This is a genomic window from Ruegeria sp. CDSC054, from assembly GCF_059610645.1.
The window spans coordinates 60,220-86,057 of record NZ_JBXWOA010000001.1; the positions used below are offsets into that span (position 1 = coordinate 60,220).

The 25,838-nt window shown below is 57.4% G+C and carries 27 protein-coding genes; 13 read left to right on the forward strand and 14 right to left on the reverse strand.

The window, feature by feature from the left end; translation table 11 throughout:
• Positions 1–72: 72 nt before the first annotated feature.
• Positions 73–1,680, reverse strand: a complete 1,608-nt coding sequence (locus tag AC2FGC_RS00300) for a peptide chain release factor 3 (RefSeq protein WP_496723114.1) — start codon at positions 1,678–1,680, stop codon at positions 73–75.
• 109 nt (positions 1,681–1,789) lie between these two features.
• Here AC2FGC_RS00300 and AC2FGC_RS00305 point away from each other — a divergent pair, with 109 nt between their 5' ends.
• The 8 genes from AC2FGC_RS00305 to AC2FGC_RS00340 all read left to right on the forward strand — a co-directional run bounded on the left by AC2FGC_RS00305 (position 1,790) and on the right by AC2FGC_RS00340 (position 9,214).
• A complete protein-coding gene (locus tag AC2FGC_RS00305; RefSeq protein ID WP_496723112.1) occupies positions 1,790–2,152 on the forward strand; it encodes a SnoaL-like domain-containing protein in 363 nt (120 codons plus the stop codon).
• A 69-nt stretch (positions 2,153–2,221) separates the two neighbouring features.
• Entirely contained in the window at positions 2,222–3,001 is a 780-nt protein-coding gene (locus tag AC2FGC_RS00310) for an SDR family oxidoreductase (RefSeq protein ID WP_496723110.1), read from the forward strand.
• Between the two features lie 2 nt (positions 3,002–3,003).
• Positions 3,004–4,116, forward strand: coding sequence for a YhaZ family DNA alkylation repair protein (locus AC2FGC_RS00315; RefSeq protein WP_496723108.1), 1,113 nt, complete (start codon positions 3,004–3,006; stop codon positions 4,114–4,116).
• Between the two features lie 105 nt (positions 4,117–4,221).
• Positions 4,222–5,268 carry a methyltransferase domain-containing protein gene (locus tag AC2FGC_RS00320; protein ID WP_496723106.1) on the forward strand — a complete coding sequence of 349 codons (1,047 nt, stop codon included), beginning with the start codon at positions 4,222–4,224 and terminating at the stop codon, positions 5,266–5,268.
• An 80-nt stretch (positions 5,269–5,348) separates the two neighbouring features.
• Complete coding sequence (locus AC2FGC_RS00325; protein ID WP_496721671.1) at positions 5,349–6,434, forward strand: ABC transporter ATP-binding protein; 1,086 nt, start codon at positions 5,349–5,351, stop codon at positions 6,432–6,434.
• A gap of 120 nt (positions 6,435–6,554) precedes the next feature.
• Positions 6,555–7,337, forward strand: a complete 783-nt coding sequence (surE, locus tag AC2FGC_RS00330; protein ID WP_496781268.1) for a 5'/3'-nucleotidase SurE — start codon at positions 6,555–6,557, stop codon at positions 7,335–7,337.
• Complete coding sequence (locus AC2FGC_RS00335) at positions 7,334–7,984, forward strand: protein-L-isoaspartate(D-aspartate) O-methyltransferase (RefSeq protein ID WP_058271826.1); 651 nt, start codon at positions 7,334–7,336, stop codon at positions 7,982–7,984. The genes surE and AC2FGC_RS00335 overlap by 4 nt, the downstream gene beginning before the upstream one ends.
• A gap of 63 nt (positions 7,985–8,047) precedes the next feature.
• Positions 8,048–9,214 carry a peptidoglycan DD-metalloendopeptidase family protein gene (locus AC2FGC_RS00340; protein WP_496723101.1) on the forward strand — a complete coding sequence of 389 codons (1,167 nt, stop codon included), beginning with the start codon at positions 8,048–8,050 and terminating at the stop codon, positions 9,212–9,214.
• A gap of 61 nt (positions 9,215–9,275) precedes the next feature.
• Here the strand turns inward: AC2FGC_RS00340 and AC2FGC_RS00345 are convergent, their stop codons facing one another.
• Positions 9,276–9,947, reverse strand: coding sequence for a helix-turn-helix transcriptional regulator (locus AC2FGC_RS00345; RefSeq protein ID WP_496723099.1), 672 nt, complete (start codon positions 9,945–9,947; stop codon positions 9,276–9,278).
• A gap of 15 nt (positions 9,948–9,962) precedes the next feature.
• Positions 9,963–10,271 carry a hypothetical protein gene (locus AC2FGC_RS00350; protein WP_496723097.1) on the reverse strand — a complete coding sequence of 103 codons (309 nt, stop codon included), beginning with the start codon at positions 10,269–10,271 and terminating at the stop codon, positions 9,963–9,965.
• 217 nt (positions 10,272–10,488) lie between these two features.
• On the opposite strand from AC2FGC_RS00350, the gene AC2FGC_RS00355 reads away from it, so the two are divergent.
• From AC2FGC_RS00355 to AC2FGC_RS00370, 4 genes are all read left to right on the forward strand, one after another.
• Positions 10,489–10,704 carry a twin-arginine translocase TatA/TatE family subunit gene (locus AC2FGC_RS00355; RefSeq protein WP_170354368.1) on the forward strand — a complete coding sequence of 72 codons (216 nt, stop codon included), beginning with the start codon at positions 10,489–10,491 and terminating at the stop codon, positions 10,702–10,704.
• Positions 10,705–10,710: 6 nt separating this feature from the next.
• Positions 10,711–11,169, forward strand: coding sequence for a Sec-independent protein translocase protein TatB (gene tatB, locus AC2FGC_RS00360; protein ID WP_496723094.1), 459 nt, complete (start codon positions 10,711–10,713; stop codon positions 11,167–11,169).
• Positions 11,166–12,041 (forward strand): twin-arginine translocase subunit TatC, encoded by an 876-nt coding sequence (gene tatC, locus AC2FGC_RS00365; RefSeq protein ID WP_496723092.1) that lies wholly within the window; start codon positions 11,166–11,168, stop codon positions 12,039–12,041. Before tatB ends, tatC begins: the two co-directional genes overlap by 4 nt.
• A gap of 116 nt (positions 12,042–12,157) precedes the next feature.
• The gene (locus tag AC2FGC_RS00370) at positions 12,158–13,000 is read left to right on the forward strand and encodes an ATP-binding protein (RefSeq protein ID WP_496723090.1); all 843 of its coding nucleotides are present in this window, start codon (positions 12,158–12,160) and stop codon (positions 12,998–13,000) included.
• A gap of 59 nt (positions 13,001–13,059) precedes the next feature.
• Here AC2FGC_RS00370 and AC2FGC_RS00375 read toward each other — a convergent pair whose 3' ends face one another.
• The 10 genes from AC2FGC_RS00375 to alr form a co-directional block, all read right to left on the reverse strand.
• Positions 13,060–13,704 carry an SDR family NAD(P)-dependent oxidoreductase gene (locus AC2FGC_RS00375; protein ID WP_496723088.1) on the reverse strand — a complete coding sequence of 215 codons (645 nt, stop codon included), beginning with the start codon at positions 13,702–13,704 and terminating at the stop codon, positions 13,060–13,062.
• Between the two features lie 41 nt (positions 13,705–13,745).
• Positions 13,746–13,994 carry a hypothetical protein gene (locus AC2FGC_RS00380; protein ID WP_058271935.1) on the reverse strand — a complete coding sequence of 83 codons (249 nt, stop codon included), beginning with the start codon at positions 13,992–13,994 and terminating at the stop codon, positions 13,746–13,748.
• Between the two features lie 268 nt (positions 13,995–14,262).
• On the reverse strand, positions 14,263–15,786 hold the full coding sequence (gene purF, locus AC2FGC_RS00385) for an amidophosphoribosyltransferase (RefSeq protein WP_496723085.1): 1,524 nt from the start codon (positions 15,784–15,786) through the stop codon (positions 14,263–14,265).
• A 1,157-nt stretch (positions 15,787–16,943) separates the two neighbouring features.
• On the reverse strand, positions 16,944–17,543 hold the full coding sequence (locus AC2FGC_RS00390; protein ID WP_496723081.1) for a CvpA family protein: 600 nt from the start codon (positions 17,541–17,543) through the stop codon (positions 16,944–16,946).
• 40 nt (positions 17,544–17,583) lie between these two features.
• Positions 17,584–18,945, reverse strand: coding sequence for a DNA repair protein RadA (gene radA, locus AC2FGC_RS00395; protein ID WP_058278214.1), 1,362 nt, complete (start codon positions 18,943–18,945; stop codon positions 17,584–17,586).
• A 120-nt stretch (positions 18,946–19,065) separates the two neighbouring features.
• Complete coding sequence (locus AC2FGC_RS00400) at positions 19,066–19,848, reverse strand: DNA repair protein (RefSeq protein ID WP_496781269.1); 783 nt, start codon at positions 19,846–19,848, stop codon at positions 19,066–19,068.
• 146 nt (positions 19,849–19,994) lie between these two features.
• On the reverse strand, positions 19,995–20,447 hold the full coding sequence (locus tag AC2FGC_RS00405) for a paraquat-inducible protein A (protein WP_496723075.1): 453 nt from the start codon (positions 20,445–20,447) through the stop codon (positions 19,995–19,997).
• A gap of 435 nt (positions 20,448–20,882) precedes the next feature.
• The gene (locus AC2FGC_RS00410) at positions 20,883–21,629 is read right to left on the reverse strand and encodes an ABC transporter ATP-binding protein (RefSeq protein ID WP_496723073.1); all 747 of its coding nucleotides are present in this window, start codon (positions 21,627–21,629) and stop codon (positions 20,883–20,885) included.
• Complete coding sequence (locus AC2FGC_RS00415) at positions 21,626–22,408, reverse strand: MlaE family ABC transporter permease (RefSeq protein ID WP_496723071.1); 783 nt, start codon at positions 22,406–22,408, stop codon at positions 21,626–21,628. The genes AC2FGC_RS00410 and AC2FGC_RS00415 overlap by 4 nt, the downstream gene beginning before the upstream one ends.
• Positions 22,405–23,439, reverse strand: a complete 1,035-nt coding sequence (alr, locus tag AC2FGC_RS00420) for an alanine racemase (RefSeq protein WP_496723068.1) — start codon at positions 23,437–23,439, stop codon at positions 22,405–22,407. The genes AC2FGC_RS00415 and alr overlap by 4 nt, the downstream gene beginning before the upstream one ends.
• Before the next feature lie 229 nt (positions 23,440–23,668).
• On the opposite strand from alr, the gene AC2FGC_RS00425 reads away from it, so the two are divergent.
• Positions 23,669–24,211, forward strand: a complete 543-nt coding sequence (locus AC2FGC_RS00425) for a GNAT family N-acetyltransferase (RefSeq protein ID WP_496723066.1) — start codon at positions 23,669–23,671, stop codon at positions 24,209–24,211.
• Between the two features lie 3 nt (positions 24,212–24,214).
• On the opposite strand, the gene AC2FGC_RS00430 is transcribed toward AC2FGC_RS00425, so the two are convergent.
• On the reverse strand, positions 24,215–25,705 hold the full coding sequence (locus tag AC2FGC_RS00430) for a replicative DNA helicase (RefSeq protein WP_496723064.1): 1,491 nt from the start codon (positions 25,703–25,705) through the stop codon (positions 24,215–24,217).
• Between the last annotated feature and the right edge of the window lie 133 nt (positions 25,706–25,838).

Sequence of the window (25,838 nt, forward strand, 5' to 3'; positions counted from 1 at the left end):
GGCGTCTGGAAGTCGTCATTCATGCGGGTAAAATTGCACAGGCCATGTTGCCTGTGCAATCAGCCTGACGCATCACACCATCATTTCTTTCGTGGCCGTCAGGTTCAGTTCGGGATAGTCGCGGATGACCCGGTCGATGTCCCACTGAAGACGCGTCAGATAGACGATGTCGCCATCATGATCGTGAGCGATGTGCTGCTTGTTGGCGTTGACGAACTTTTCGACCTCGGCCTTGTCACCGCTGACCCAGCGGGCCGAGGTGAACTGAGATGCTTCGAACCGAACGGGCAGACCGTATTCCATCTCGATCCGGCTGGCGAGCACTTCAAATTGCAGCGCGCCGACGACGCCGACGATGAAGCCCGACCCGATCGAAGGTTTGAACACCTTGGCGGCACCTTCCTCGGCAAATTGCATGAGGGCTTTCTCCAGATGCTTGGCCTTCATCGGGTCGCCGGGCCGCACGGTTTGCAGCAGTTCAGGCGCGAATGAGGGGATGCCAGTAACCCGGATCGCTTCGCCTTCGGTCAGCGTGTCGCCGATGCGCAATTGGCCGTGGTTGGGGATGCCGATGATATCACCAGCCCATGCCTCTTCGGCCAATTCACGGTCGGACGCCAGAAAAAGCACAGGGTTCGAAATCGCCATCGGCTTTTTCGACCGCACATGGGTCAGCTTCATTCCACGCTTGAAATGGCCCGATGCCATACGAACAAATGCCACGCGGTCGCGGTGCTTTGGGTCCATATTGGCTTGAACCTTGAAGACAAAACCCGCGACTTTCTTTTCGTCGGGTGCAATCTGACGCGGTTCGGCAGACTGGATCTGCGGCTGGGGGCCGTAGGCGCCAATGCCTTCCATCAGTTCCTTCACACCGAACGAGTTGATCGCCGAGCCGAACCAGATCGGGGTCATATGCCCCTCAAGCACCGCCTGCGGGTCCATGGCGGGCAGCAGCTCGCGCGCCATCTCAACCTCTTCCAGGAACTTCTCCAACAGGTGCTCGGGCACGTGTTCGGCCAGTTTCGGGTCATCCAACCCGTTGATTTCGATACTTTCGGCCACTTTGTTACGATCGGCGCGGTCCATCAGTTCCAGCCGGTCGCGCAGCATGTCGTAGCAGCCGATGAAATCGCGACCTACGCCGATAGGCCATGCGGCAGGGGTAACGTCGATCGCCAGCATTTCCTGAATTTCGTCGATAATCTCGAACGTATCGCGGCTTTCGCGGTCCATCTTGTTACAGAAGGTCAGGATCGGCAGATCGCGCAAGCGGCAGACCTCGAACAATTTCTGCGTCTGGCTTTCCACACCTTTCGCGCCGTCGATCACCATCACGGCGGCGTCCACAGCGGTCAGCGTGCGATAGGTGTCTTCCGAGAAATCGCTGTGACCGGGCGTATCCACCAGATTGAACCTGAAAGTGTCATAGTCAAAGGACATCGCCGATGCGGAAACCGAGATGCCCCGATCCTTCTCCATCTGCATAAAGTCCGAGCGCGTCCGCCGGGCTTCGCCCTTGGCGCGCACCTGACCGGCCATCTGAATAGCGCCCCCGTACAACAGGAACTTTTCAGTCAGCGTCGTTTTGCCCGCATCCGGGTGCGAGATGATGGCGAATGTCCGGCGCCGGGCGATCTCGGGCGGCAAAACGGGTTGGTTGGTGGCGGTATCAAGCATGAACGCGCGTATATGCGGGGAATTCTGCCGAAGCAAGACAAAGGGGGTGTTCAGAATCGCCTGACGATGGCAAAAAGAACATATAGTGAACAAATGATGGAGAGGTGTGATGAATTTAAAAGAAATCGCAAACGAACTGGTCGCTGGTTGCCGAGAAGGCCGGGCCAAAGCGAATTTGGATAAGCTCTATGCGGACGATGCCGTTTCCGTCGAAGCCGTGGATTACTCGGGCATGGGGCGCGAAGTCGCCGGCCGCGACGCGATCCGTGGCAAACAAGAATGGTGGGAAGGTGCACATGATGTGACAAAAACTTCGGTAAGTGATCCATTTGTGCATGGTGAGGACCGCTTTGCCGTAATTTTCGAAGTAAAGGGCACAGTGAAGGAAAGCGGTGACAGCTTTGATATGCGCGAAGTCGCCATTTACCACGTCGCGGATGGCAAGATTGTGCGTGAAGAGTTCTTTTATTGATCAAAGGTCCATTGCTGGTCTTCCCTGAAAGGCTGGTGCTAGATGTGCGGCAAATACAGGGAGGATCAGATGGATCTTGGTATCAAAGGGAAACGTGCGCTGGTCTGCGCCAGTAGCAAAGGTTTGGGTTTGGGTTGTGCCGAGGCACTGGCCGCCGCGGGTGTTGATCTGGTGATGAACGCGCGGGGGGCCGAGGCTTTGGAGGCATCGGCTGACCGCATTCGCGCTGAACTTGGCGTACAGGTTCAGACTATCGCCTGCGATGTGACTTCGACTGAAGGACAGGTGCAGGTAATCGAAGCCGCGCAGGGTGTTGATATCCTTGTGACAAATGCCGGAGGCCCGCCCCCGGGTTTGTGGTCGGACTGGGATCGCGATGATTTCATCAAGGCGCTGGACTCCAACATGCTGACGCCGATTGCTTTCATGAAGGCTTTGTTGCCTGGGATGATGGACAAAGGATGGGGCCGGGTGGTGAATATCACCTCGCAATCTGTGCGCGCGCCGATCCCCGCACTGGGTCTGTCGAACGCGGCCCGTACCGGTTTGACGGGGTATGTCGCGGGAACTGCGCGTCAAGTGGCGCCGAAAGGGGTGACGATTAATAACTTGCTGCCGGGCATTCATGCCACCGACCGGGCGGACTCGTTGGATGGTGGCGTGGCTGCGCAAAAAGGAATTTCGATGGACGAGGCGCGCGCTGAACGCGCGGCAACCATCCCGGCGCGACGGTATGGAACGCGTGAAGAATTTGGTGCAGCCTGTGCGTTTCTGTGTTCGCAGAATGCCGGTTTCATTGTCGGGCAGAACATACTGCTGGATGGTGGCGCCACCAACCTGACGATGTGATCATGGCACAGAACTTCTCGCTTAAAGATCAACTGTTTAATGTCGAAAAGACCCGTTTTTTGGCGGGGCTTTTCGCGGGCGCGGACCCGTCCTTTGATGCCGAGGCCTTTGAGGCGCAGGTCATGTCGCGCCTGCTAGATCTGGAGCTGAAAGAGAGGATGACCTGGATCGCCGAATGCTTGCAACAGGCGGTGCCGGGCGACTTGCCTCAGATCGCACCAACGCTGCTGCGCGCCTTGCCGCCACCATTGGATCCCGGCAAAACGGATGACGATTTTGGTGATTTCATCTTTGCACCGCTGGGTGACTGGGTTGTTGCCGTTGGGATGGATCATCCTGAGCAGTCATTGGATGTGCTCGAGGAACTGACCCAAAGGTTTTCAATGGAATGGGCCATAAGGCCGTTCCTCAATACCCATCAGGAACAGGTGCTGGCGCGGATGCAGGAATGGTGCGCGCATGACAGCTATCACGTGCGTCGACTGGTCAGCGAAGGCACACGGCCGCGCTTGCCTTGGGGGCAGGGCGTTGCGCTGGAACTGACCGATCCGCTGCCTTTACTGGATCGGCTGCATGCCGATGGGGCCCGTTATGTCACCCGGTCGGTGGCCAACCATCTGAATGACATCACCAAAAAAGACCCCGATCTGGTTTTGGGCCGGTTGCAGGATTGGGGCAGGAACGGGCGGCAGGACCAGGCCGAGATGGATTGGATGACCTCGCACACCTTGCGCGGGCTTGTGAAAGCAGGCCATCCGCGCGCCATGAAAATGCTGGGCTTTGACCCGGATGCGAAGGTTTCGGCCGATGTCACCATCAAGGGTGATGCCAGGATTGGCGGCGCGCTGGAATTCGATGTAATGCTGTGTGGAAACGGCGACCAACCTGTTTTGGTGGATTACGTTGTTCATTTTCAAAGGCCTGGTGGTAAAACCTCAGCCAAAGTGCACAAGCTGAAACAGTCCGCGTTGGCAGATGGTGCTCTTACCCTGACCAAAAAGCATAAGCTCAAGGGCGACGCGACCACGTTCAAACTGATTCCCGGAGCACATCGGCTTGAGGTTCAGGTGAACGGCAAATTACGTGTGGGTGTGGATTTTGAACTGCTGGCGTGAGGCCAAAGAATCCTCACGCTTTCGTCAGATCGCAAGTGCTCGGATTGCGCCAATCCCCGCGCTGCATTAGCTGCTATGCAGCCATCAGACAGAAGGATAACCGCGATGAAGCATGAGTCAGTGCAGAATTACTATGGCGAAGTATTGCAGGGCAGCTCGGACTTGCAGACAAACGCGTGTTGTACGCCTGATGACATACCGGATCATGTCAAAAAGATCCTGTCGAAAATTCATGATGAAGTTCTGACGCGCTACTATGGCTGCGGTCTGATCGCTCCGCACGACCTTGAGGGAATGAGCATTCTGGATCTCGGCTGTGGTGCGGGACGTGATGCTTATGCCCTGTCTGCCATGGTAGGTGAAAAGGGACGGGTTGTCGGCGTGGACATGACGCCGGAGCAATTGGACGTAGCGCGCGCGCATCAGGATTATCACGCGCAAGCCTTTGGGCATTCTGACAGCAATGTGGAATTCCACCATGGCTATATCGAAAAGCTGGATGAGCTTGACCTGGAACCCGGTTCTTTTGACATTATCGTCTCGAACTGCGTGATCAATCTGGCCACTGATAAAGAGGCTGTTTTGCGTGGGGCGCATCGGTTGCTGAAAGACGGGGGCGAGATGTATTTCTCGGACGTCTACGCCGACCGCCGAGTGCCTAAAGAGATGGCCGAGGATGAGGTCTTGTACGGTGAATGCCTGTCCGGCGCGTTGTATTGGAACGATTTCTTGTCGATGTCGCGTAAGGCTGGCTTTGGCGACCCGCGCCGGGTCACGCATCGTCCGCTGACTATTGAAAACGTGGTGCTCGAAGAGCGTGTTGCGCCTCTCAAATTCCTTTCCGCCACCTACCGTCTGTTCAAGCTACCCGAGTTGGAGCCTGCGTGCGAGGATTACGGCCAGGCCGTGATCTACAAGGGCACCATCCCGAATGCCCCGCATCTGTTCGAGCTAGATGATCACCACGCGATCCAGGCAGGCAAGGTCTTTCCTGTCTGCGGCAACACGTGGATGATGTTGAAAGACACCCGTTTTGCCCGGCATTTCGACTTCATTGGCGATTTCTCGACCCATTACGGGATATTCGAAGGCTGCGGTGGTGAAAGCCCGTTTGAAGCCACGGGCGAGGCCCCATCCGGCGGCTGTTGCTGATCTCTTGCACCTGAGGTGCGGGGTTGTTATCCCCGCCTAAGCCCGATGGAATTGATCGGGAAAGGCAACGGGGCCCATCGGTGACAGAAAACGCTACTCCTCCTCGGTTGGAAATCCGAAATCTGATCGCCCGGTATGAGGGGCGGGTTGTTGTGGATGACGTCTCGCTGACGGTGCGGGCGGGCCAGGTGACCTGTCTGTTGGGGCCTTCGGGCTGCGGCAAGTCGACGACCCTACGCATGATCGCCGGGGTCGAGATGCAGGAATCCGGTGAAATCTATGTCGATGGCAAGTTGATCTGTGACACGGTGTTTCGTGTGCCGCCCGAACGGCGTGAAATAGGGCTGATGTTTCAGGACTTTGCACTGTTTCCGCATCTCAGCGTTGCCGACAATGTGGCCTTTGGCCTGAAGGGGCATAGGGACGAAAAACGCGCCCGCGTCGAAGCGCTGCTGCGCAAAGTCGACCTGATGCGTTTCGTCGATGACTACCCGCATCATCTGTCAGGTGGCGAGCAGCAACGTGTGGCCTTGGCCCGCGCATTGGCCCCACGTCCGCGGATCATGCTGATGGACGAGCCTTTCTCGGGCCTCGACAACCGGTTGCGGGACGGCATTCGGGATGAAACGCTTGCGATCCTCAAGGAAGAGGACGCCGCAGTTGTTCTAGTCACGCATGAGCCTGAAGAAGCGATGCGCATGGCGGATGAAATCGCCCTGATGCGGCGCGGTAAAGTCGTGCAACAAGGCGCGCCCTACAACGTCTTTACCCGCCCGGCGGACAAGGCGGCGGTGGCATTTTTTAGTGATATCAATGTTTTACCATCCAAAGTGAATGGAGCCCTGGCCGAAACGCCATTCGGGCAATTTCTGGCACCCGGCGTTCCGGACAATACAGATGTCGAGATCGTATTCCGCCCACAGCACGTGCGGCTGGACTTTGACCGTAACGGCAAGGGCCCGCTGCCGACACCGACCGACGGCGTTGCGGCGCGGGGCGTGGTCGAGCGGGCACGGTTTTTGGGCAACGAAAGCCTTGTTGAATTTCGGATGGACCATGATGGCTCGATCCTGAGGGCGACGGTGCCCAATGTCTTTGTTCCCAGCCCGGGACGGGTCATGTGGCTTACCATCCGCCGTGACAGGTGTTTCGTTTTCCCGGTTTAGGCTGGAAAGCCACAGTTTAGCGCCAAGTGGTGCGCGAAAGCATCAGATTGGACGCGCGCGTTGCTTGCCGCGACGCGGGGGCGGGTCTATCAAGGGCAAAACGCCGGGTGGATGGGGCTTATGCGTATACTTCTGACCAATGATGACGGGATCAATGCCCCGGGGCTGATCGCACTTGAGGCGATTGCCGCCGATCTGGCAGGCCCGGATGGTGAAGTCTGGGTCGTCGCGCCTGCATTCGAACAATCAGGTGTGGGCCACTGCATCAGTTATACCCACCCGATGATGGTCGCCAAGCTGGGCGAACGTCGCTATGCCGCCGAAGGCTCACCCGCTGACTGTGTGTTGGCGGGGCTGCACGACGTCATGAAAGACACACCGCCCGATCTGGTATTGTCCGGTGTGAACCGGGGTAATAACTCGGCCGAGAACACGCTGTATTCCGGCACGGTGGGTGGGGCGATGGAAGCCGCCCTGCAGGGTATTTCTGCAATTGCCTTGTCGCAGTATTTCGGACCGCGCAATCTTGGTCTGAATGATCCTTTCGAGGCTGCAACGCGTTATGGGGCCGACCTCGTGCGGCGAATTCTGAAAGCAACGCCTGAAGAGCAAGTCGATTACCGCCTGTTTTACAACGTGAATTTCCCACCTGTGCCGGCGGATGAGGTTCTGGGGACGCGCATCGCGCCGCAGGGCTTTCGCCGGGATACCAATTTCTCGGTTGAACCACACAGCTCGCCCTCGGGCCGGCGGTTCCTGTGGATCAAGGGCGGCTATCAGCACAACCCGACTGCACCCGGTACTGATGCAGCGGTCAATCTTGAGGGCTACATATCGGTCACACCAATGCGCGCCGATTTGACAGCCCATGACGTTCTAGAACAACTGAAGTCGATCGAATGAGCGGACTTGATCCAGAAACAACCATGCAGTTCCTCTTTGCCCTGCGGTCGCGCGGGGTAACGGATGCGCGCGTTCTGGCTGCGATGGAACAGGTCGATCGGGGCCGTTTCGTCAAAGGTCTGTTCGCCGAGCGAGCTTATGAGGATACACCGCTGCCGATTGCCTGCGGTCAGACGATCAGCCAGCCTTCGGTGGTGGGGCTGATGACGCAGGCGCTGGATGTGCGCCCCCGTGATACGGTGCTGGAGGTTGGTACAGGCTCGGGCTATCAGGCGGCGGTTCTGTCCAAGCTGGCGCGCCGGGTCTATACGGTCGAACGTCATAAACGTCTGGTGCGCGAAACCGGCGAGCTGTTTCGAGAATTGGGAATGACCAATGTGACGGCGATGCTGTCTGACGGATCGTTCGGTTTGTCGGAACAAGCCCCGTTTGATCGTATCATTGTGACCGCCGCCGCTGAGGACCCGCCCGGGCCGCTCTTGGCGCAGCTCAAAATCGGCGGTATCATGGTTTTGCCGGTGGGACAGTCGGATGCGGTTCAGACCCTGATCCGGGTCAGACGCACTGAGACCGGCCTGGACTATGATGAATTGTTGCCCGTTCGGTTCGTGCCCCTGCTAGAAGGGCTTGGCAAAGACGGAGCGTAAGGAAATATTTCGCGATAAGCGCTGGAACCCCGGACAACAGGGGCAGGCGGTGAGGACAGTAAAATGAGAGCAGTTTCCAAATCAGCAGTCGCAGCAGGTGTTGCGTCTTTGGCGTTCCTCGCGGGATGCGAAGGCCCCATAGATTATGATCTGCGCGGCAATGTCGGTGGTTTTTCCACGGCCGATGCGGCGCAGGCAGCCACTGCCAACCGGCCGGTACCGGATGCGCGTGGCGTGATCACCTATCCCAATTATCAAGTGGCCGTTGCGCGCCGGGGCGACACGGTTGGCGATGTCGCCGCCCGGGTCGGATTACCGGCAGCGGAAGTCGCGCGTTTTAACGGATTGCAAGTTGCGGACCAGCTGCGTGATGGCGAGGTGGTCGCCTTGCCCCGTACCGTCAGCGCGGCCAGCTCTGTCGATATCGCGACAATTGCAGGCACTGCGATTGACGAAGCGCCCGCGGATGGGTCGGTGCGCACATCGACGCTGGAACCGGCACAACCAGCCGCTGCGCCTGCACCGGCCACTGCGCCAGTAGGACCCGAGCCCATTCGCCACAAGGTCAAGCGCGGCGAAACCGCGTATACGATCGCGCGCCTGTATAACGTACCGGTCGACGCTCTGGCCGAGTGGAACGGGCTGGGGTCTGACTTTACCGTCCGTGAAGGGCAGTTTCTGCTGATTCCCATCAAAAACCAGGCTGCACCCCGTCAGGAAGCTGCCGCTGCAACCGTTCCTGCGACCACGATCACCCAACCGGGGCAGGGATCGCCCACGCCGACCCCGCCCAGTGCGACGCAACCGCTGCCGGATGAAGATATCAAGCCGGCAGAACCCGCGCCGGACGTGACCGCCGAAGCACCCACAACGCAAAGCAATTCCGCACTTGGCCTACCGGTCACCGGAACGATCATCCGCACCTATAAAAAGGGCTCGAACGAAGGCATCGACATTGCGGCCTCGCCTGGTAGCCCGGTTAACGCTGCCGCAGCGGGCACCGTCGCCGCAATCACGGCAGACGCGGATCAAGTGCCGATCATTGTGGTAAAGCACAACAGCGACCTGCTGACCGTCTACGCGAATGTCGAAAACATCACTGTGAAAAAGGGTGCTCGCGTCAAGCGCGGCCAAAAGATCGCCTCCTTGCGCGGTGGCGACAATGCTTATGTGCATTTTGAGGTTCGTAAAGGGTTCGAATCTGTCGATCCGGAACCCTATCTGCGGTGAAGGTTATGGCCCTGAGCGGGCCAAGCATTCGGCCAGAGTATTTGAGAAAAGACGAATCCCGTCAGGCGTGCGGATCATAATCGCTTAGGCGCTTGCCGGGCTCGTCTGCGAAGACCTCAGGCAGGGGCGAGATTGCTTCGACCAGGTCGATGCGAAAAACGCGGAATCCTTGGCGCAGCTCGCACCACGCCGTCAGGGTCCAGACGCGCCCCCAGTATTCCATGTGCAGGGGGCGTATGACCCGGTCGGTCAGAACGCCGTCGATCCGGCGGTAAGACAGACGGAGTTTCTGACGGGATTTGATGGCGGCACGGATAGGGGCCATGTGCGCCAGCCCCCGAGCCGCATCGGCAAAGGGATAGACTGCAAACTTCCAATTGTCAGCCTCGGCCACGACCTGCGTGGGCAACACGGCGTCGATCTTGTCGGCCAGCGACGTGGCTGCGGCCTTGAGGTCGGGGTCTGCGGCTTCGGCTACGATGGCCATACCGAGGTTCAACGCCTCAAGCTCGGCAGGGGTCAGGTTCAGAGGGGGTAGGGTGATCTGCTCGCGCACCATGTAGCCTACGCCACGCTCGCCCTCGACCGGGACGCCCGAAGCAACCAGCGTATCCATGTCGCGATAGATGGTGCGGACCGACACCTCAAGCCGATCCGCGATGTCCTGCGCACGGTGCAGTTTGCCGTCGCGCAGGATCTGGATGATATCGAATAGCCGGTCACTGCGGCGCATGGGATGTCCTGTGTGTCATGACGCTCCGATGGTCCAATGGATTGCATCGTGGCGCATAGTCACCGTGTCCGGCGCGATTGCAGCCATCACCGCGGGGGCGAAGTCCTGTTTGGGAAATGCAACGGCGGCGGATTGAGCGCAATCCATGTCTGCCCAGATGACGGTGTCGGTCCAAAGCCCGTCATCCCCTGCGCTGAGGCGTCGAAAGACAAAGCCATCTGCGTTCCGAACAAAGGATTCGGTGCCTTTCATGATGTTCACGAAATCCTCCTTTGTTACATCGGCCGCGAGTTTGAAGGTTACGGTTTCTGCGATTTGTGTCACGTCATGCTCCTGTTTTGATGAGACAGGGCCGTTCTACGTGCTCTCAACTGACATAAACCTGTCAGTTGAGAATTGCGAGTCCTCAAAAATCGCGTGATCCGTTCATTTTTGGACACAGAACCGGGCCGACACGCTTTTGCGATGGGCCGCCCGCGCGTAAACACAGTGCCAGATCACATTCCCGGCGCATGTGCGTCGACTTCAAAGGAGAAGAGACATGCTTAACAATATCGGACTTCCCGGTCTTCTGCTGATTGCCGTTGTGGTGCTGGTGCTGTTTGGCCGCGGCAAAATCAGCTCGTTGATGGGCGAAGTGGGCAAAGGCATCACCTCGTTCAAGAAGGGCGTCAAAGAAGGTGCGGACGAGCTGGAGCAGGACGCGTCCGAGATGGCGAAAGACGTCACCCCCGAGACCGACAAAGACAAGGCCTAAGCGCAGATGTTTGATCTGGGCTGGACCGAGCTTCTGGTCATCGGCATTGTTGCCCTGATCGTTGTGGGGCCAAAGGACCTGCCGGTGCTGTTCCGTAACGTTGGCCGCTGGGTCGGCAAGGCCCGTGGCATGGCGCGCGAGTTTAGCAGCGCCATGAACGAGGCAGCGGATCAGGCGGGTGTGAACGAGATCAAGAAGGGTCTGAATGCGGCCACCAATCCTGTGAACACCGCCATGGACGGCGTGAAAGAAGCTGCGCAGGAAATGGCCAAGAGCATGGACCCGACTAAGTTCGACCCCGACAGCGAAACCGGTAAACTGGCTGCTGAACGTGCAGAGCAGGCCAAGAAGATCCAGGCCTCGACCGCGCGTGCCGCTGCCGAGCGTAAGGCCAAAGAAGCTGCGGATGCGCTGGCCAAGGCTGAAGAGGCCGAAGCCGCGCTGAATACTGAAAGCAAGACATGAGCAATACCGACGAGATCGAAGACAGCTCGGCCCCATTGATCGAGCATCTGGCAGAACTGCGCACACGGTTGATTCACTGCGTCGTGGCGTTCCTGATCGGGATGATAATTTGCTTCACCGTTGCCACGCCGCTGTTCAACTTCCTCACAAACCCATTGTGCGAGGTGCTGGCAGAACGCGGGCAGGATTGTGATTTGATCTTCATTTCACCGCAGGAAGGGTTCTTCGTCGCCATCAAGGTCTCGCTTCTGGGCGGCTTCATTCTGGCATTCCCCTATATAGGGATGCAGATGTGGCGGTTCGTTGCACCGGGCCTGTACCGGTCGGAAAAGAACGCGTTCCTGCCGTTCATGCTGGCATCGCCATTCATGTTCCTGCTGGGGGCAAGCTTTGCCTTCTACGTGGTCACGCCGCTGGCTTATGACTTCTTCCTTGGCTTCCAGCAGTTCGGATCAGAAGGCGAGGCAGTAGTTGACGGCACTGCTACTGCACCGCTCAGCGTGGTCTTCCAGGGCTCGGCACAGGAATACCTGAACCTGACCATCAAGTTCATCGTGGCCTTTGGGCTGTGCTTCCAGTTGCCGGTTCTTCTGACCCTGATGGGAAAAGCCGGGCTGGTAACTGCTGAAGGTCTGGGGGCCGTGCGTAAGTACGCGGTGGTCGCCATTCTGGTTCTGGCCGCACTGGTGACACCGCCTGACGTGATCACTCAGGTCATCCTGTTCGTGGTTGTCTATGGGCTGTACGAGATTTCGATCTTCCTGGTCGCACGCGTCGAGAAAAAGCGCGAGGAACAACTGCGCGCTGACGGCTACTACGACGATGAAGAAGAAGCGGATGAAGAGATTATTCAGGAAGAAGAAGGCAAGTAATCCTGATGATCGATAACAATAAAGCGCGTCCGTCAGGGCGCGCCTTTTTTGCGCGCGGCTCTTGTTGCGCCCGGCGGAACATGGTTTGAAACCAGCAAAACCGACCGGAGGCGCCTATGAACGACCAAGCCCTGAACCGTATCGCTGACGCCTTGGAACGCATGGCACCGGCGCCTTTGGCCGCGCCTGACTTCGCGGCAGCCCCGGCTTTTGTCTGGCAAGTCGAGCCGGACCAGCTTGAGCCGGTCAAACAGGTCAACCGTGTCGATCTGGACCTGCTGGTGGGTATCAACCGCTCACGCGATACGTTGCTGGACAACACGCGCCGCTTTGCGGCCGGGTACAAGGCCAACAACGCGCTGTTGTGGGGTGCGCGGGGCATGGGCAAGTCCAGCCTCGTCAAAGCTGTCCACGGTACGTTGCAGGCGGAATTTCCTGACCTCAAACTAGTCGAACTCCAGCGTGAAGACATGGGCTCGGTCGCGCGCCTTCTCAACCATCTGCGCGCCGCTCCGCACCGGTTCATTCTGTTCTGCGATGACCTGTCGTTCAGCCACGATGATCAGCATTACAAATCACTCAAGGCGGTGCTGGACGGAGGCATCGAGGGCCGCCCCGAAAACGTTGTCTTCTACGCGACCTCGAACCGCCGTCACCTGATGCCGCGGGACATGATCGAAAACGAACGCTCCAGCGCGATCAATCCGTCAGAGGCGGTCGAGGAAAAAGTCTCGCTCTCTGACCGGTTCGGCCTGTGGCTGGGCTTCCATCCCTGCGATCAGGATGAATACCTTGCGATGATCGACCGGTATTGCGCGGCTCATGGTGTAAGCGTCGACGCCGATATCCTGCGCGCCGAGGCCATCGAATGGCAAGCCACCCGGGGCGGACGCTCGGGTCGCGTGGCATGGCAGTTCTTTGTCGATCTGGCTGGGCGCAACGGCGTACATATCGCGTAGACCGCCCGCTACATCTGGCCAAAATATCCCCACTGGTGGCATGGCCTAAAGGGCTATTCCTACAACAATGCCAAAATTCTGGCAGCCTCATCCGCTGGGTTTATCAACGCATTGCGGTCTTCGCCGGGATGGAACCTGGCGCGTACGGCCGTCGGCATCGGTGCGGGTTCCACGATCGAAACGCGTGGTCCTGTACGTTCTGTTTCCACTGCCCAGCTACGGGCAAGCGCCAGTTGCGCAGCCTTGGTTGCACCATAGATGCCATAGAATTTTTCACCGGCCTTGGGATCGTCGAAAAACACCGCATGGCCGCTGTCGCCCAACAGGGGCGCGATATAAGGGATCAGAACCGACGTGGCTGTTGCGTTGATGTTGACCGCCTTCGTCCATTCCTTGGGGTCCACGAAATGCGCAGGCGTCAGGGCCGAAGTGTGGACTGCAGTGTGCATCCACAGATCAACTTTGCCCCATCGGTCATGAATGCCCCGGCACAGCGTCGCCATGGCGTTCGGATCCGCGATGTCCATCGGCGCAAGCGTGGCGGCACCACCCTTGGCTTTGATCCGGTCGTCCAACTCTTCCAGCCCACCAGTGGTGCGGGCGACGGCGACGATGTGATACTCGGGTGCCAGAGCTTCGGCCAGGGCAGCACCCAATCCGCGCGAAGCCCCGGTGATGAGGGCAATTTTAGTCTGATCGGTCATAAGGGCGGTTTGAACCCATGCGCGCAGGGCGTCAAGACAGATTAACTTCCGGGGATGACGATCCGCTTGGTCTGGCCGCTTTGTCGCAGCATGACGCCTTCGTCATCAATGGCAATCACAGTGCCCGACGACACCCGGCTGCCGGGCTTGACCTCTTTGACCCGGCCTGACGACAGGCGCACTAACGCACGCATGTCAGCTTTTGGACCAAAGACGCCCAGCACAGAGACTGAGTTCTTCTTTAGCGCGCCCGTCTGTGTGGCCGCGTTTTTGACGTTAGCGTTTGACATAATTTTCGGCCTGGCCACGTTGGCCTGACCCCTTGTTTTATGAGTGGTTCGGCAAATGCGCTATCAAACGAAGGACAGGAACTAAAGAGGCGGGGATTGCGCGATAGCGCGGCTGAATAACTGCGCCGCCGAAGCTCCTGCAATTGCGGTTTCTTCATCGAAAAGTTGTGCGCGAAAACCGACCGATCAGGCGCAGCCCATACGTGAAAAGGCCCGCATCGCAATTGCGAAACGGGCCATCACTGCAGTCTGATTCGGGCGCGTATTCTTAGCCGGACGCCAGTTTGGCCGCATTCCAGGACCCGCCGGGCACCTGCATGTCCTGCTTTTTCTTGCTGACCCGGCTGCTGTTTTCGAGGCTGTCCAGATAGTCTTCGCTGACGCTGCCGGTAATGTAATTCCCGTCAAAGCACGAGCAATCGAAGGATTCGATATCCGGGTTACCTTCCTTGGCGGACCAAATCAGGTCATCGAGATCCTGATAGAACAGGGCGTCTGCGCCCAGCTCCTGCCGGATATCTTCAATGTTCTTACCGTTTGCGATCAACTCATGCTTTGTGGGCATGTCGATACCATAAACGTTGGGGAATTTTACCGGTGGCGAGGCGCTGGCGATGAACACCTTCTTGGCCCCGGCTTCGCGGCACATCTGAACGATTTTTTTGATCGTGTTGCCGCGCACGATGGAATCGTCGATCAGCAATACGTTATGGCCTTTGAACTCCAACGGAACGGCGTTCAGCTTGCGGCGTACGGATTTCTGACGCTCTTCCTGACCGGGCATGATGAATGTGCGGCCTACATAGCGGTTCTTGACCAGACCTTCACGGTAAGGAATGCCCGTGGCTTTCGCGACCTCAAGTGCCACAGGTCGCGCGCTGTCCGGCACAGGGATGATGCGGTCGATCTCTAGGCCTGCAGCCTCAATCTGGCGCGCCAGCGTCTGGCCCATACGCATCTGGGTTTTGTAGACCGAAACACCATCCAACAGCGAATCCGGACGGGCCAGGTAGACGTATTCGAAGATACAGGGGGTAAGTTGACCTTCAACCGCCTGGAACGTGTGCATGTTGCCATTGAGGTCAATCAGGATGGCCTCACCCGGTTTCACATCACGCAGCTTTTCAAATCCGTTGATGCCGAATGCCACGTCTTCGGACGCAAAGGCATAGTCGTCGCCGTCCCCATCCACATCGCGCTTGGCAACCGACAGCGGTCGAATGCCGTAGGGATCGCGAAACGCCAGCATGCCAACACCGGCCACCAGACAGATCACTGAATAGGCACCCTGAACGCGCTCCATCGTCATCTTCACACCGGCGAAGATGTTGCGGATCGGTTCGGCATTGCCATTTACCTTGATTGCGTCGGCCACTTTGTCAGCCAGCACATTCAGCATAATCTCGGAATCCGACGTGGTGCGCAGATGGCGGCTGTATTTGGCTGTGACTTTCTCGCGCTGCTCGGCGGTGTTAGTGATGTTGCCGTTATGGACCAAATAGATGCCATAGGGAGCGTTGACGAAAAACGGCTGCGCCTCGGCCGCGCTGAGCGATCCGGCGGTCGGATAGCGCACATGCCCCATACCGACTTGTCCCAGCAGGGTCTCGGCGTCATTGGCGTTAAAGACGTCCTTGACCAATCCGTTGGCTTTCTTCTCACGGAAGAACTCACCGGTATAAGTAACTATCCCCGAGGCATCCTGACCCCGGTGCTGCAACATCAGCAGCCCGTCATAGATTTCCGCAAAGACATCATGTGTCCTGCTTGCGATCCCTAAAATGCCACACATATACGGGCTCCAATTTCCATGACGTGTTTATGTTGATTAAGTGTGCGGGTCGGGCCGTCTGGACAGCGGTATCTGTACGCATTGTCGCCCGGCCGATTGGCGGCGCAAACACGCCAGCGTCGCAAGGGCAAGCGCGTAAGAAAACAGATACAGCAAGATCGGCAGCTCCGATTCCATGTCAGTTCGCCACTCACATAATGCCTAAGCGCGCCTGTGTCATCAAAGGATCACATTCGCGATTTGACGCATGCGGATTTTGTCAAAAACAACATGAAAAGGTGACAGGGACCGCAGGCATGTGGTGTCATGGTCGACATAGTGAGTTTTCGGCAATGATAAAGGTTCGATCGGATACCCGCCATGTGGCAGCACAAACAAGGAAACAAAAAAGAAGAACCGGTAAAGCGCCGGTGTCACCGATGCAGGGGCATGGGGCGGGCACCCTGTCAGATCTGTAATGGATCGGGGGAGGTTATCAAAAGCCGCGACATTCACGGGAAGCCGATTTTCAATCGCTGCGACGGCTGTTTTGGATTGAAAACGATCAGATGCACTGTTTGTGCAGGTGAAGGGTTTGTGTGACCGTAGGTGGAACAACTCAGCTTCCCGACCTAAGGACGGTTGTGCGGACTTTGTTGCCGTTCGTTCCAATCTTCAACATCTAGACTTCGGAGCCAAACAGATTCACTTTGAACCAAACTCTCCAAATGCCAGAACTCAAGTCCTAGTCAGTTGAGGAGACCGTATGTACTTTCAAATTTCAGCATTGCTCGCAACGTCGCTGCAGCGTGCGAAGAATGCCTATCTTTGGGTCATCGGCGGACTCTTAAGGCTTGTTTTTATGGTATTTGTCTTGGGTCTTGGGACGGCAATTGCGTCTATTATTGTACGAAATCTCGGTGGAAATGTATTCTGGGAGCTCGGGATTTTGGGGTTGGGAGGGTTTTTGACCCTCCACCTTGCGATGCAGACAAGGAAGTTCATAAGCCCCGACGAATAGACCGTCGATTAACGCACAGATCTGGACCGTAGCAAAAGGCAGAATGGGCTCACCGCAGACGTTCTTCGCGGTGCGTCTTCGTCCCGCAACACCTAGAAAAAAGCCCGGCTGATGCCGGGCTTTATTATTCTGACGTCTGATTTATTTTGACGTCTGTTTATTCCGTGGTCGTTGGGGCTGTCAGATCCTCGGCGGGTGCGGAACCTTCCGTGCAGCTGGCGACCAGTTCTTCATATTGGCGGGTGACCCAGCCAAGAGCCGCTTCGGGGTTCTGTTCTTCGATCTTGTCGCTGAACTGCTCGAACACTTTGGCCGAGCGGCTTTCGTCAACGATCGTATAGGACTGACCCGTCATCACCGTGTCATAGACAAAGAATGCGATGGCAACCAACAGGATGCCGCGGGCGATGCCGAAGAAGAAACCAAGCGCCTGATCGAGACCACCCAACGCAGATCGTTGAACAATCGACGAGAAAAGCGGGGTGAAGATGCTGACGATGATCAGAGCAATCGCAAAGACTGCGGCAAAGCCCGTGATGACCGACAATTCGCAGCTGTCGCGCAGGAAATCCCCGACAACCGGGATCTCTTTGACCAGCGGTACCGCTTGGGGCGCAAAGATAAAGGCCAGCACCGCGGCTGCGACCCAGCCTGCGATGGCCAGAACCTCACGTAAGAAGCCGCGCGAATAGGCAAGAATGCCTGAAACGACGATGATCAGGGCAACGACCCCGTCAATTATTGTAAAACCTTCCATGGCCCTCGCCTGTTCTTTTTCTGCCCCTCAGGGGACGACCTTAACCTGCTCCGAAGGTTTCGCCAACAAACCCAACCAAATCAGAGGGTCGGGTGAGTGTCAGACCTGCCACAGTACCGGTTTTGCCGCCCGCCGGAGCGATTGCCGATGTGAAACCAAGTTTTTGGGCTTCTTTCAACCTGTTTTCGGTCTGTGGGGCCGGTCTAAGTGCCCCAGATAACGAGATTTCTCCGAAAACAACGGTATCTGCGGGCAGGGCTGTGTCTTCTCGGGCACTCAGCAGGGCTGCGGCAACGGCCAGATCTGCGGCGGGTTCACCGATTTTCAATCCGCCGGCGACGTTGAGGTACACATCGAGACCTGCAAAAGGGATGCCGCAGCGTGCTTCGAGCACGGCGAGGATCATTGCCAGACGCCCACTGTCCCAACCAACAACGGTACGGCGCGGTTGCGAATGTGGAGAGGGGGCCACAAGTGCTTGTAATTCAACCAAAACAGGGCGCGTGCCTTCGATCCCGGCAAAGACTGCCGATCCGGGGCTGGGCGTGCCGCGTTCCGACAGGAACAAGGCCGATGGATTGGTCACCTGTGCCAGGCCTTTGCCTGTCATTTCGAACACGCCGATCTCGTCCGCAGGGCCAAAGCGGTTCTTGACCGCCCGCAGAATGCGGAACTGATGGCCGCGCTCGCCTTCGAAGTAAAGGACGGTGTCGACCATATGTTCGACGACGCGAGGACCTGCAATTTGACCTTCTTTGGTGACGTGGCCGACCATGATGATTGAAACACCGTGTCGTTTCGCAAACGTGGTCAATTCATGCGCCGCGGCCCGGACTTGTGACACCGAGCCCGGTGCGCTGTCCACATTGTCGGCCCACATCGTCTGAATCGAGTCGATGATGGCCAGACCGGGTTTCTCAGCCTCAAGCGTCGTCAGAATGTTCCGCAGGTTGGTTTCGGCGGCCAGTTGAACAGGTGCGTCCTCTAGACCCAGACGGCGCGCGCGCATGCGCACCTGAGCGCTGGCTTCTTCGCCAGACACGTAAATCGTCTTAACGCCAGCACGTGCAAACCGCGCTGCGGCCTGTAACAGCAACGTCGACTTGCCAATCCCCGGATCGCCCCCAACCAGCAGGGCCGAGGCCGGGACCAGACCGCCACCCAAAACGCGGTCCAGTTCTTCTACGCCGCACAAGGTGCGCGGCGGCGGTGTTTCCTCGGTCGACAAGTCCGTGAGTGTAATGGACTGGCCACGTTTGCCGCCGAGGGATTTTTTTGCAGGGCCAGCCGAAAGAGGCACGTCTTGCGTGATTGTGTTCCATTCACCGCAGCCGTCGCACCGCCCGGACCACCGGGAATGCGTTGCGCCACAGGCCGAGCAGGAGAAAGTTGTCTTTGCCATTCGGCCTTGGTGCCCGAGCGCGGGCAGTTCTTCAAGCCCTAGCGGGGCTTTCATCTCTGCCGGTGGCGCGCCGCGTCCTCGGGCCCTATGGGCCATCGTCCCCGGCGGGCGCTGTCGCGCCTATTCCGCGGCGCGGGGCGGCGACATTGCTATGACGCTCGATTTCTTGGGATCGCGGTCGTCCACGGGCGATTGAAGCTGTGCCGACAATTCGGGCAGCAGTTCAAACAGTTCGTCCCGCAAACGTGCCAGCTGCGATTTGGCAATGGATTCTTCCATCTCGATATCGTGGGTCCATTGGCGCAGCTCATGCTGGATGACCTGCGCTTCTTCGATCCGTTTCTGGAACGTTTCAATCTCTTCCTGACGTTGCTGCAGGAACGTGCGGGCACGGCTGACGCGGGCATCGCCATAGGTTTCTGCCAGCTCTTGGCTGACATGGCTCATCTGTGCGGCCAGCTCCAGGATTTCGGGTTCGAGCGATTGCAAGTCGGGGTGGTGGCGCAGGAAGGCCATCCTTTCCTTGACCGCGTCGAACTCGGAGGACAGCAGAAACGTTTCGCCGCGATCCGCTGAATGGGCCAGATGGTAGGCCTGAGCCACGTCGTGCATGTTTAGCGAGAACTTACGATGTGACGTTTCAAGCGCCATCATCCGGGCGTTTGCGGGAAGATAAAACGCTAACATGAGAATCAGCACCGTCAGGCCTATCTGGACATACATACCTGCGTCGACAGCTGGACCTGTGCCGAAACCGGCCTGCATAGATAGCCAGGGCAGAACCCCCAAAGCGGACAGAAAACACGCGCCAACCGAGAACAGGGCCGCAGTGCATATGAGGAAAAAAGTCAATCTTAAAAAGGCATTCTGAAATTGCAATGTGATGTTGTGGAGGGCAGTCATCTTAGACGAACTCCTTTTGAAACCGGAACACACCAGCCCAAAGCGGGGACATCTAACGCACACAGAATGATCCGCTTAGGACCGAAACTACAAAAATTTTCTGCTCGAAATATAAAGATGATACTCAGATAAGCGTTTTCAATCAATTACGTCTGAGAATTTCGTGATCCGCGTGTCATTTCGGTAATGTGGCCCAATGCGAGTGAGGCCAGAATGCACGCTGTGAACAGGTAAAGACCCCACGCAGTTTCGATGGTCGCGTAGGAGATTCCCTTCGCCAGCGTGATATAGAGCGCGATCAGGAAAATGTCGGCCATCGCCAGTTTCCCGAGAAGGTTGAGTGCAGGTTGGACGCGCGGGTCCAGCAGGTCCCATTGGATCAATGCGGTGCCGATGGTTTTGACGTAGGGCGCGAAGAGGGCGAAGATTGTGACGATCAGCGCCAGAAAGACGTCCGACTTCCATAAGGATTGCAGGCCGGTGATGACGCTGATTTCACTGAGACCGAAGATCGGCAACAGCCCCGCACGCATCAGTGGGGCGAACCACGCGATGGGGTAGAGGATCAGGAGGGAGAGGGTGGCGAGGCGGAGGGTCATTGGCTCCATCAAAGTTCACATGAGCACATAACTATTGGGCCTAAGTGTCCTTTGCTGAAGTTCCTTTCTTCGAATTTCTTCGTTTGAGTTTGAAGAAATCCCAAAACATGTAAATGATAACAAATGGAAGGACCACTACCAAGGCAAAATCGGCTTGCGTAGAATATGAAGATTCATAGTACCATTCGGGAAAAAGAAACTTCCAGACTACAACTGGCAAGGCACAGGCGATCAAACGAAGTGGGCCCGAATAGCGAGCTCCAAACTCTTTTGCCAATGATAGAAACTTTTTCAAGTTCTTGATCTTTCAAAAATTCTTGTTCCGTATTTTTACAGGAGACGAAAGTCTACAGCGAATGAATTGCGAGACTCGCAGTTTACATGACAAATTCTAGTAGAAAACGGATCACAATCTTTTTTGCGCAGTTTGCACTATCACCGCACCGCCTCAATCGGCCCTTCCGCACTCCCGCTGATGAACTGTTCCACATAAGGATCGCCCGAGGCATCCATCTGGCTGACCGGGCCGGTCCATTGGATGACGCCTCCGTGCAGCATGGCCACGTTGTCCGCAATCGCGCGGACAGAGCTCATGTCGTGGGTGATGGTCATAGCGGTGGCGCCCATCTCGGTCACGATCTCGCGGATCAGGTCATTGATGACGCCGGACATGATCGGGTCGAGGCCGGTGGTGGGTTCGTCAAAGAAGATGATCTCTGGCTCGGCGGCGATGGCGCGGGCGAGGCCCACGCGTTTCTGCATGCCGCCTGACAGTTCGGACGGGAACCGGTCGGCCACGTCAGATTTCAGGCCCACACGGCGCAGTTTCTCAATGGCGATTTCGCGCGCGTATTCGGCGGGGCGCTTCAACGGACCGCGCAGCAGGCGGAAGGAAACGTTCTGCCAGACGGGCAGGGAATCGAACAGGGCCGCGCCCTGAAACAGCATCCCGAAGCGGGCCAGGAATTTGTCGCGGTCGCCTTTCGCAGCGTCCTTACCGTTTACGTAGATCATCCCACTATCGGGTTTGATCAGGCCCAGAATGCACTTCAGAGCCACGGACTTACCGGTGCCCGAGCCGCCGATGATGACCATCGAGGTGCCTTTGGGGATCTCAAGGCTCATGCCTTGCAGAACCTGATTGTCGCCAAAGGCTTTCGCTACGTTCTCCATCCTGATCATACCGAGAAGAACACCCCTGTGAGAATGAAGTTGGCAGCGAGGATCATAATCGCGGCGGATTCGACCGAGGATTTGGTGGCCCGGCCCACACCTTGCGCGCCGCGGCCCGAATTCATGCCGTTATAGCAACCCATGATGGCCGCGATCAGGCCGAAAGCCGCGCCTTTGACCAGAGATGACACGATGTCCTTGGTCTCAAGAAAGTTGACCGTGTTCTGTAGGTAGGTCGCCGCGTTGAAACCCAGATTTTGCGTTGCGACCACGTAACCGCCTGCAATGCCGATGATATCTCCGATCCCGACCAACAGGGGCACCGTAATCAAGGCGGCCAGAACACGCGGCGCCGTCAGGTATTTCATCGGGTGGGTCGACAGGGTGACCAGCGCGTCAATCTGCTCGGTCACTTTCATGGTCGCGATTTCGGCCGCGATGGACGAGGTCACGCGCGCGGCGATCATCAGGCCGACCAGAACAGGGCCGAGTTCACGCACCATGCCGATGGCGACGATCTGGGGCACCACGGCCTCGGCGTTGAAACGCGCGCCGCCTGCGTAGATTTGTAAGGCAAGGGCACCGCCGGTGAAGATGGCAGTCAGGCCAACAACCGGCAGCGACAGCCAGCCGACATTCATCAGGGCAACGGCAAACTCGCGCGGGTAATAGGGTGGCCGAAAGATGTGTGAGATCGCGTCCAGCGCGAATATTCCCACCTTGCCAAAGTTGGCAAGCATGGACAGGACAGCACGGCCCAACCCACCCAGCGCGGCCAATGGGTTCATTCGACGTATCCCCGGGAAAAACGCGCGCCCAGCGACGTCAGGATTTCATATCCGATGGTGCCGGCGGCTTCGGCCAGATCGTCGACTGTTTGATGTCCGTTCAGGATGCGTAGGCGTTCGGGATCTTCGGGCAGATCGGTGACGTCAACCGTGATCAGGTCCATCGAGATGCGTCCGACAACCGGGCAGGGCTGGTCGCCAAAAAACACGTCGATCCCACCACCGATGGCGCGGTGCAAACCATCAGCGTAACCGGCGGCAACGGTTGCAATGCGAGAGGGACGACGCGCAATCCAGCTGTTGCCGTATCCGACCGTTTCACCGACGTCGACAGGGCGGACTTGGATAACAGGCAGGTCGATCGCGACAACAGGTTTCGCGTCGGCAAAGGGCATGCCGCCGTACAGGCCGATGCCGGGGCGGCAGAAGTCAAAGTGGAACTCGGACCCCAACATCGTACCACCCGTAGCAGCCAGAGAACGGAGGGCAGTCACGCCATCTGTCATCTCGCGGAAGGATTTCAACTGCTGTTGGTTCATCGGGTTATCAGGCTCATCCGCGCAGGCCAGATGTGACATAACTACCACCGGGTTATTGGCCTCCATCTCGGGCCGCAGTTCAGCCCAGTCTGCGGGCTCAAGCCCAAGGCGGTTCATGCCGCTGTTCAATTGGACCCCAAAAGGGCGATCCGGCATTGCCTGCCGGAGCCTTTTATACTGTTCCGGCGAATTGATCAAAGGGATCAGATTATCTGCATAATGTAGCCCATTGTCCCCTTCCATGAAACCAGAGAACACGAAAATCTGCGGCTTGGGGCCTACCGCGTCGCGCACAGCGGCGCCTTCTTCGGCGGCGGCGACAAAAAATTGGCGAACCCCTTCTTCAGCCAGGGTCGCAGACACTGGCCCAGCTCCAAGCCCATAAGCATCAGCTTTGACAACTGCTCCGGTTTCGACTTTTGTTTTTGCGTCCAATGCCCGCCAATTGCTGGCGAGCGCATGAAGATTGATCGTTAAGTGTGCGGTACCCATGGAGTGTTCATGACATTGGATTGCGGCAGGTCAAGGGGGTAAACAGCAATTCTTGAGGAGATTTTGCGAGTGCTGGGCGGCTTCTAGCTGCTATCGCAGGGACAATGGCGGTTTGCCTGACTTTTAGGAGTATTACAGTTGCCTCGACATTGTATCCGCCACGTATTCAACGAACGTTGTATAAGTATATCGTTTACTCAGAGCCGGACGATGAAGTGAGATGAATTCCATGCTGAAAATGACCTGGGACTACAATGCGTATGCGACCGAACTGCCTGAACTGTTTCGCGACGTATTCACGGCATCTGAGAGTAAAGAAGAGGGAGCAGTGATCAGTGCGCTGGTCAGCGATTTGTTGGAGACGACGGACAGAGATGACCTGCACGCCGCCATTGCCGATGATGATCCCCAAGTGCAGGGTTGCATCCTGTTTTCGCGGCTGCGCTTTGGCCAAGACCTTCGACAGGTGTTCTTGATGTCGCCGGTTGCCGTGCGTACGGATCACCAGAAAGCGGGGATTGGGCAGCGACTGATCACGTTTGGGTTGGACGAGCTGCGCCGTGACAAAGTGGACTTTGTGGTGACCTACGGTGATCCGAACTACTACGGTAAAACCGGGTTTTTGCAGATTTCAGAAAAAGTCGCCCAAGCTCCTCTGCCGTTAAGCCATCCGCACGGGTGGTTGGGGCAATCATTGACGGGGGTTGAGATGGCGCCGTTCAAGGGGCCATCTCAATGTGTCAGTGCATTCAACAAACCCGAGCTATGGTAAGGGTTAATACCCCTCAATCTGCCCGTCCTGTTGCCAGGGTTTTACCAGATTTCCAAAACGGGTGAACTGCGCCTCGAACGAAAGGTCGACCGTGCCGATGGGACCGTGGCGCTGCTTCCCGACAATGACTTCGGCCTTGCCGTGCAGACGTTCCATGGCCTGCTTCCACTCTTCCATCTTTTCCAGTTCGTGATCGCCGGGCTTTTCGCGTTCCTTGTAGTATTCCTCGCGGTACACGAACATCACCACGTCGGCGTCCTGTTCGATCGAGCCTGATTCCCGCAGGTCGGACAGTTGTGGGCGTTTGTCGTCGCGGTTTTCAACCTGACGCGAAAGCTGGGACAGGGCGATCACCGGAATTTGCAATTCCTTGGCGATGGCTTTCATGCCCATCGAAATCTCGGCAATTTCGTTGACGCGGTTTTCGGCCATGCCCCGGCACAGCTGCAGGTAGTCGATAACGAGCAGGTCCAAACCATGTGTCCGTTTCAAACGGCGTGCCCGAGCCGCCAACTGCGAAATCGGCAGGGCGGGCGTGTCGTCAATGAAAAGCGGGCAGGCTTCCAGTTCCTTGGCCGCGTCGACAAAGCGGCGGAACTCGGACTCGGTCATGTCACCCTGGCGGATCTTATGGGATGAGATTTCGGAGGCTTCAGCCAGAACTCGGCCTGCCAGCTGTTCCGCACTCATTTCCAATGAGAAAAAGCCAACGACACCGCCGTCAATCGCGCCCTCTGAGCCGTCTGGTTTCAGCCCACGTTTGTACGCCTTGGCCACATTGAATGCCACGTTGGTCGCCAAAGAGGTTTTCCCCATCGACGGACGACCGGCAAGAATGATCAGGTCAGACGGGTGCAATCCACCCAGTTGTTTGTCCAAGTCGGCCAGACCGGTGGAAATCCCTGCCATGCCACCACCGCGCTGGTACGCTTCGTTGGTGACGTTGACGGCTTCTGTGACCGCCTTGAGGAAGGATTGAAATCCCTGTTCGGTCTGGCCCTGCTCGGATAACTGATAAAGCTGTTGCTCGGCCTCGACGATTTGTTCTTTCGGCTCGCTTGAGACATCAACCCGCGCCGCCTTGTCCGAGATATCCCGACCCAGCCGGATCAGCTCGCGCCGGATTGCCAGATCATAAATCATCTGGGCATAGTCATGCACCGCAAAGGCGCTGATCGATGCGCCCGCCAGTTTGACCAGATAGGCCGGGCCACCCAGTTCCTGCAGGCCCTCATCCTCGGCCATGAAGGATTTCAGCGTCACGGGCGAGGCCAGCGCATTCTTAGCTATCCGGGTCGAGGCGACCTCATAAATCCGAGAGTGAACCGGGTCATAGAAATGCTCGGCCCCGATGATCGAGGCGACCCGATCATAAAGATCGTTATTGGTCAGGATCGCACCCAGAAGCTGCTGTTCGGCCTCAATGGAATGCGGCATGGTTTCGGCGTTCTGAATCCGAGCTGCTGCCTGCTCGATGCTGCTGATCTCGTTCATTTTGTCCCCGCTGCCCTGCGGCGCTTTCTACACGCTATTTCGGCGTGTCGGCTATCTGGAAATACCTGTGGCTAACTATGGATAAAGCCTTGGGATAACTTTCCTGACAGTTTGGATACCTGTGTATGCGTAG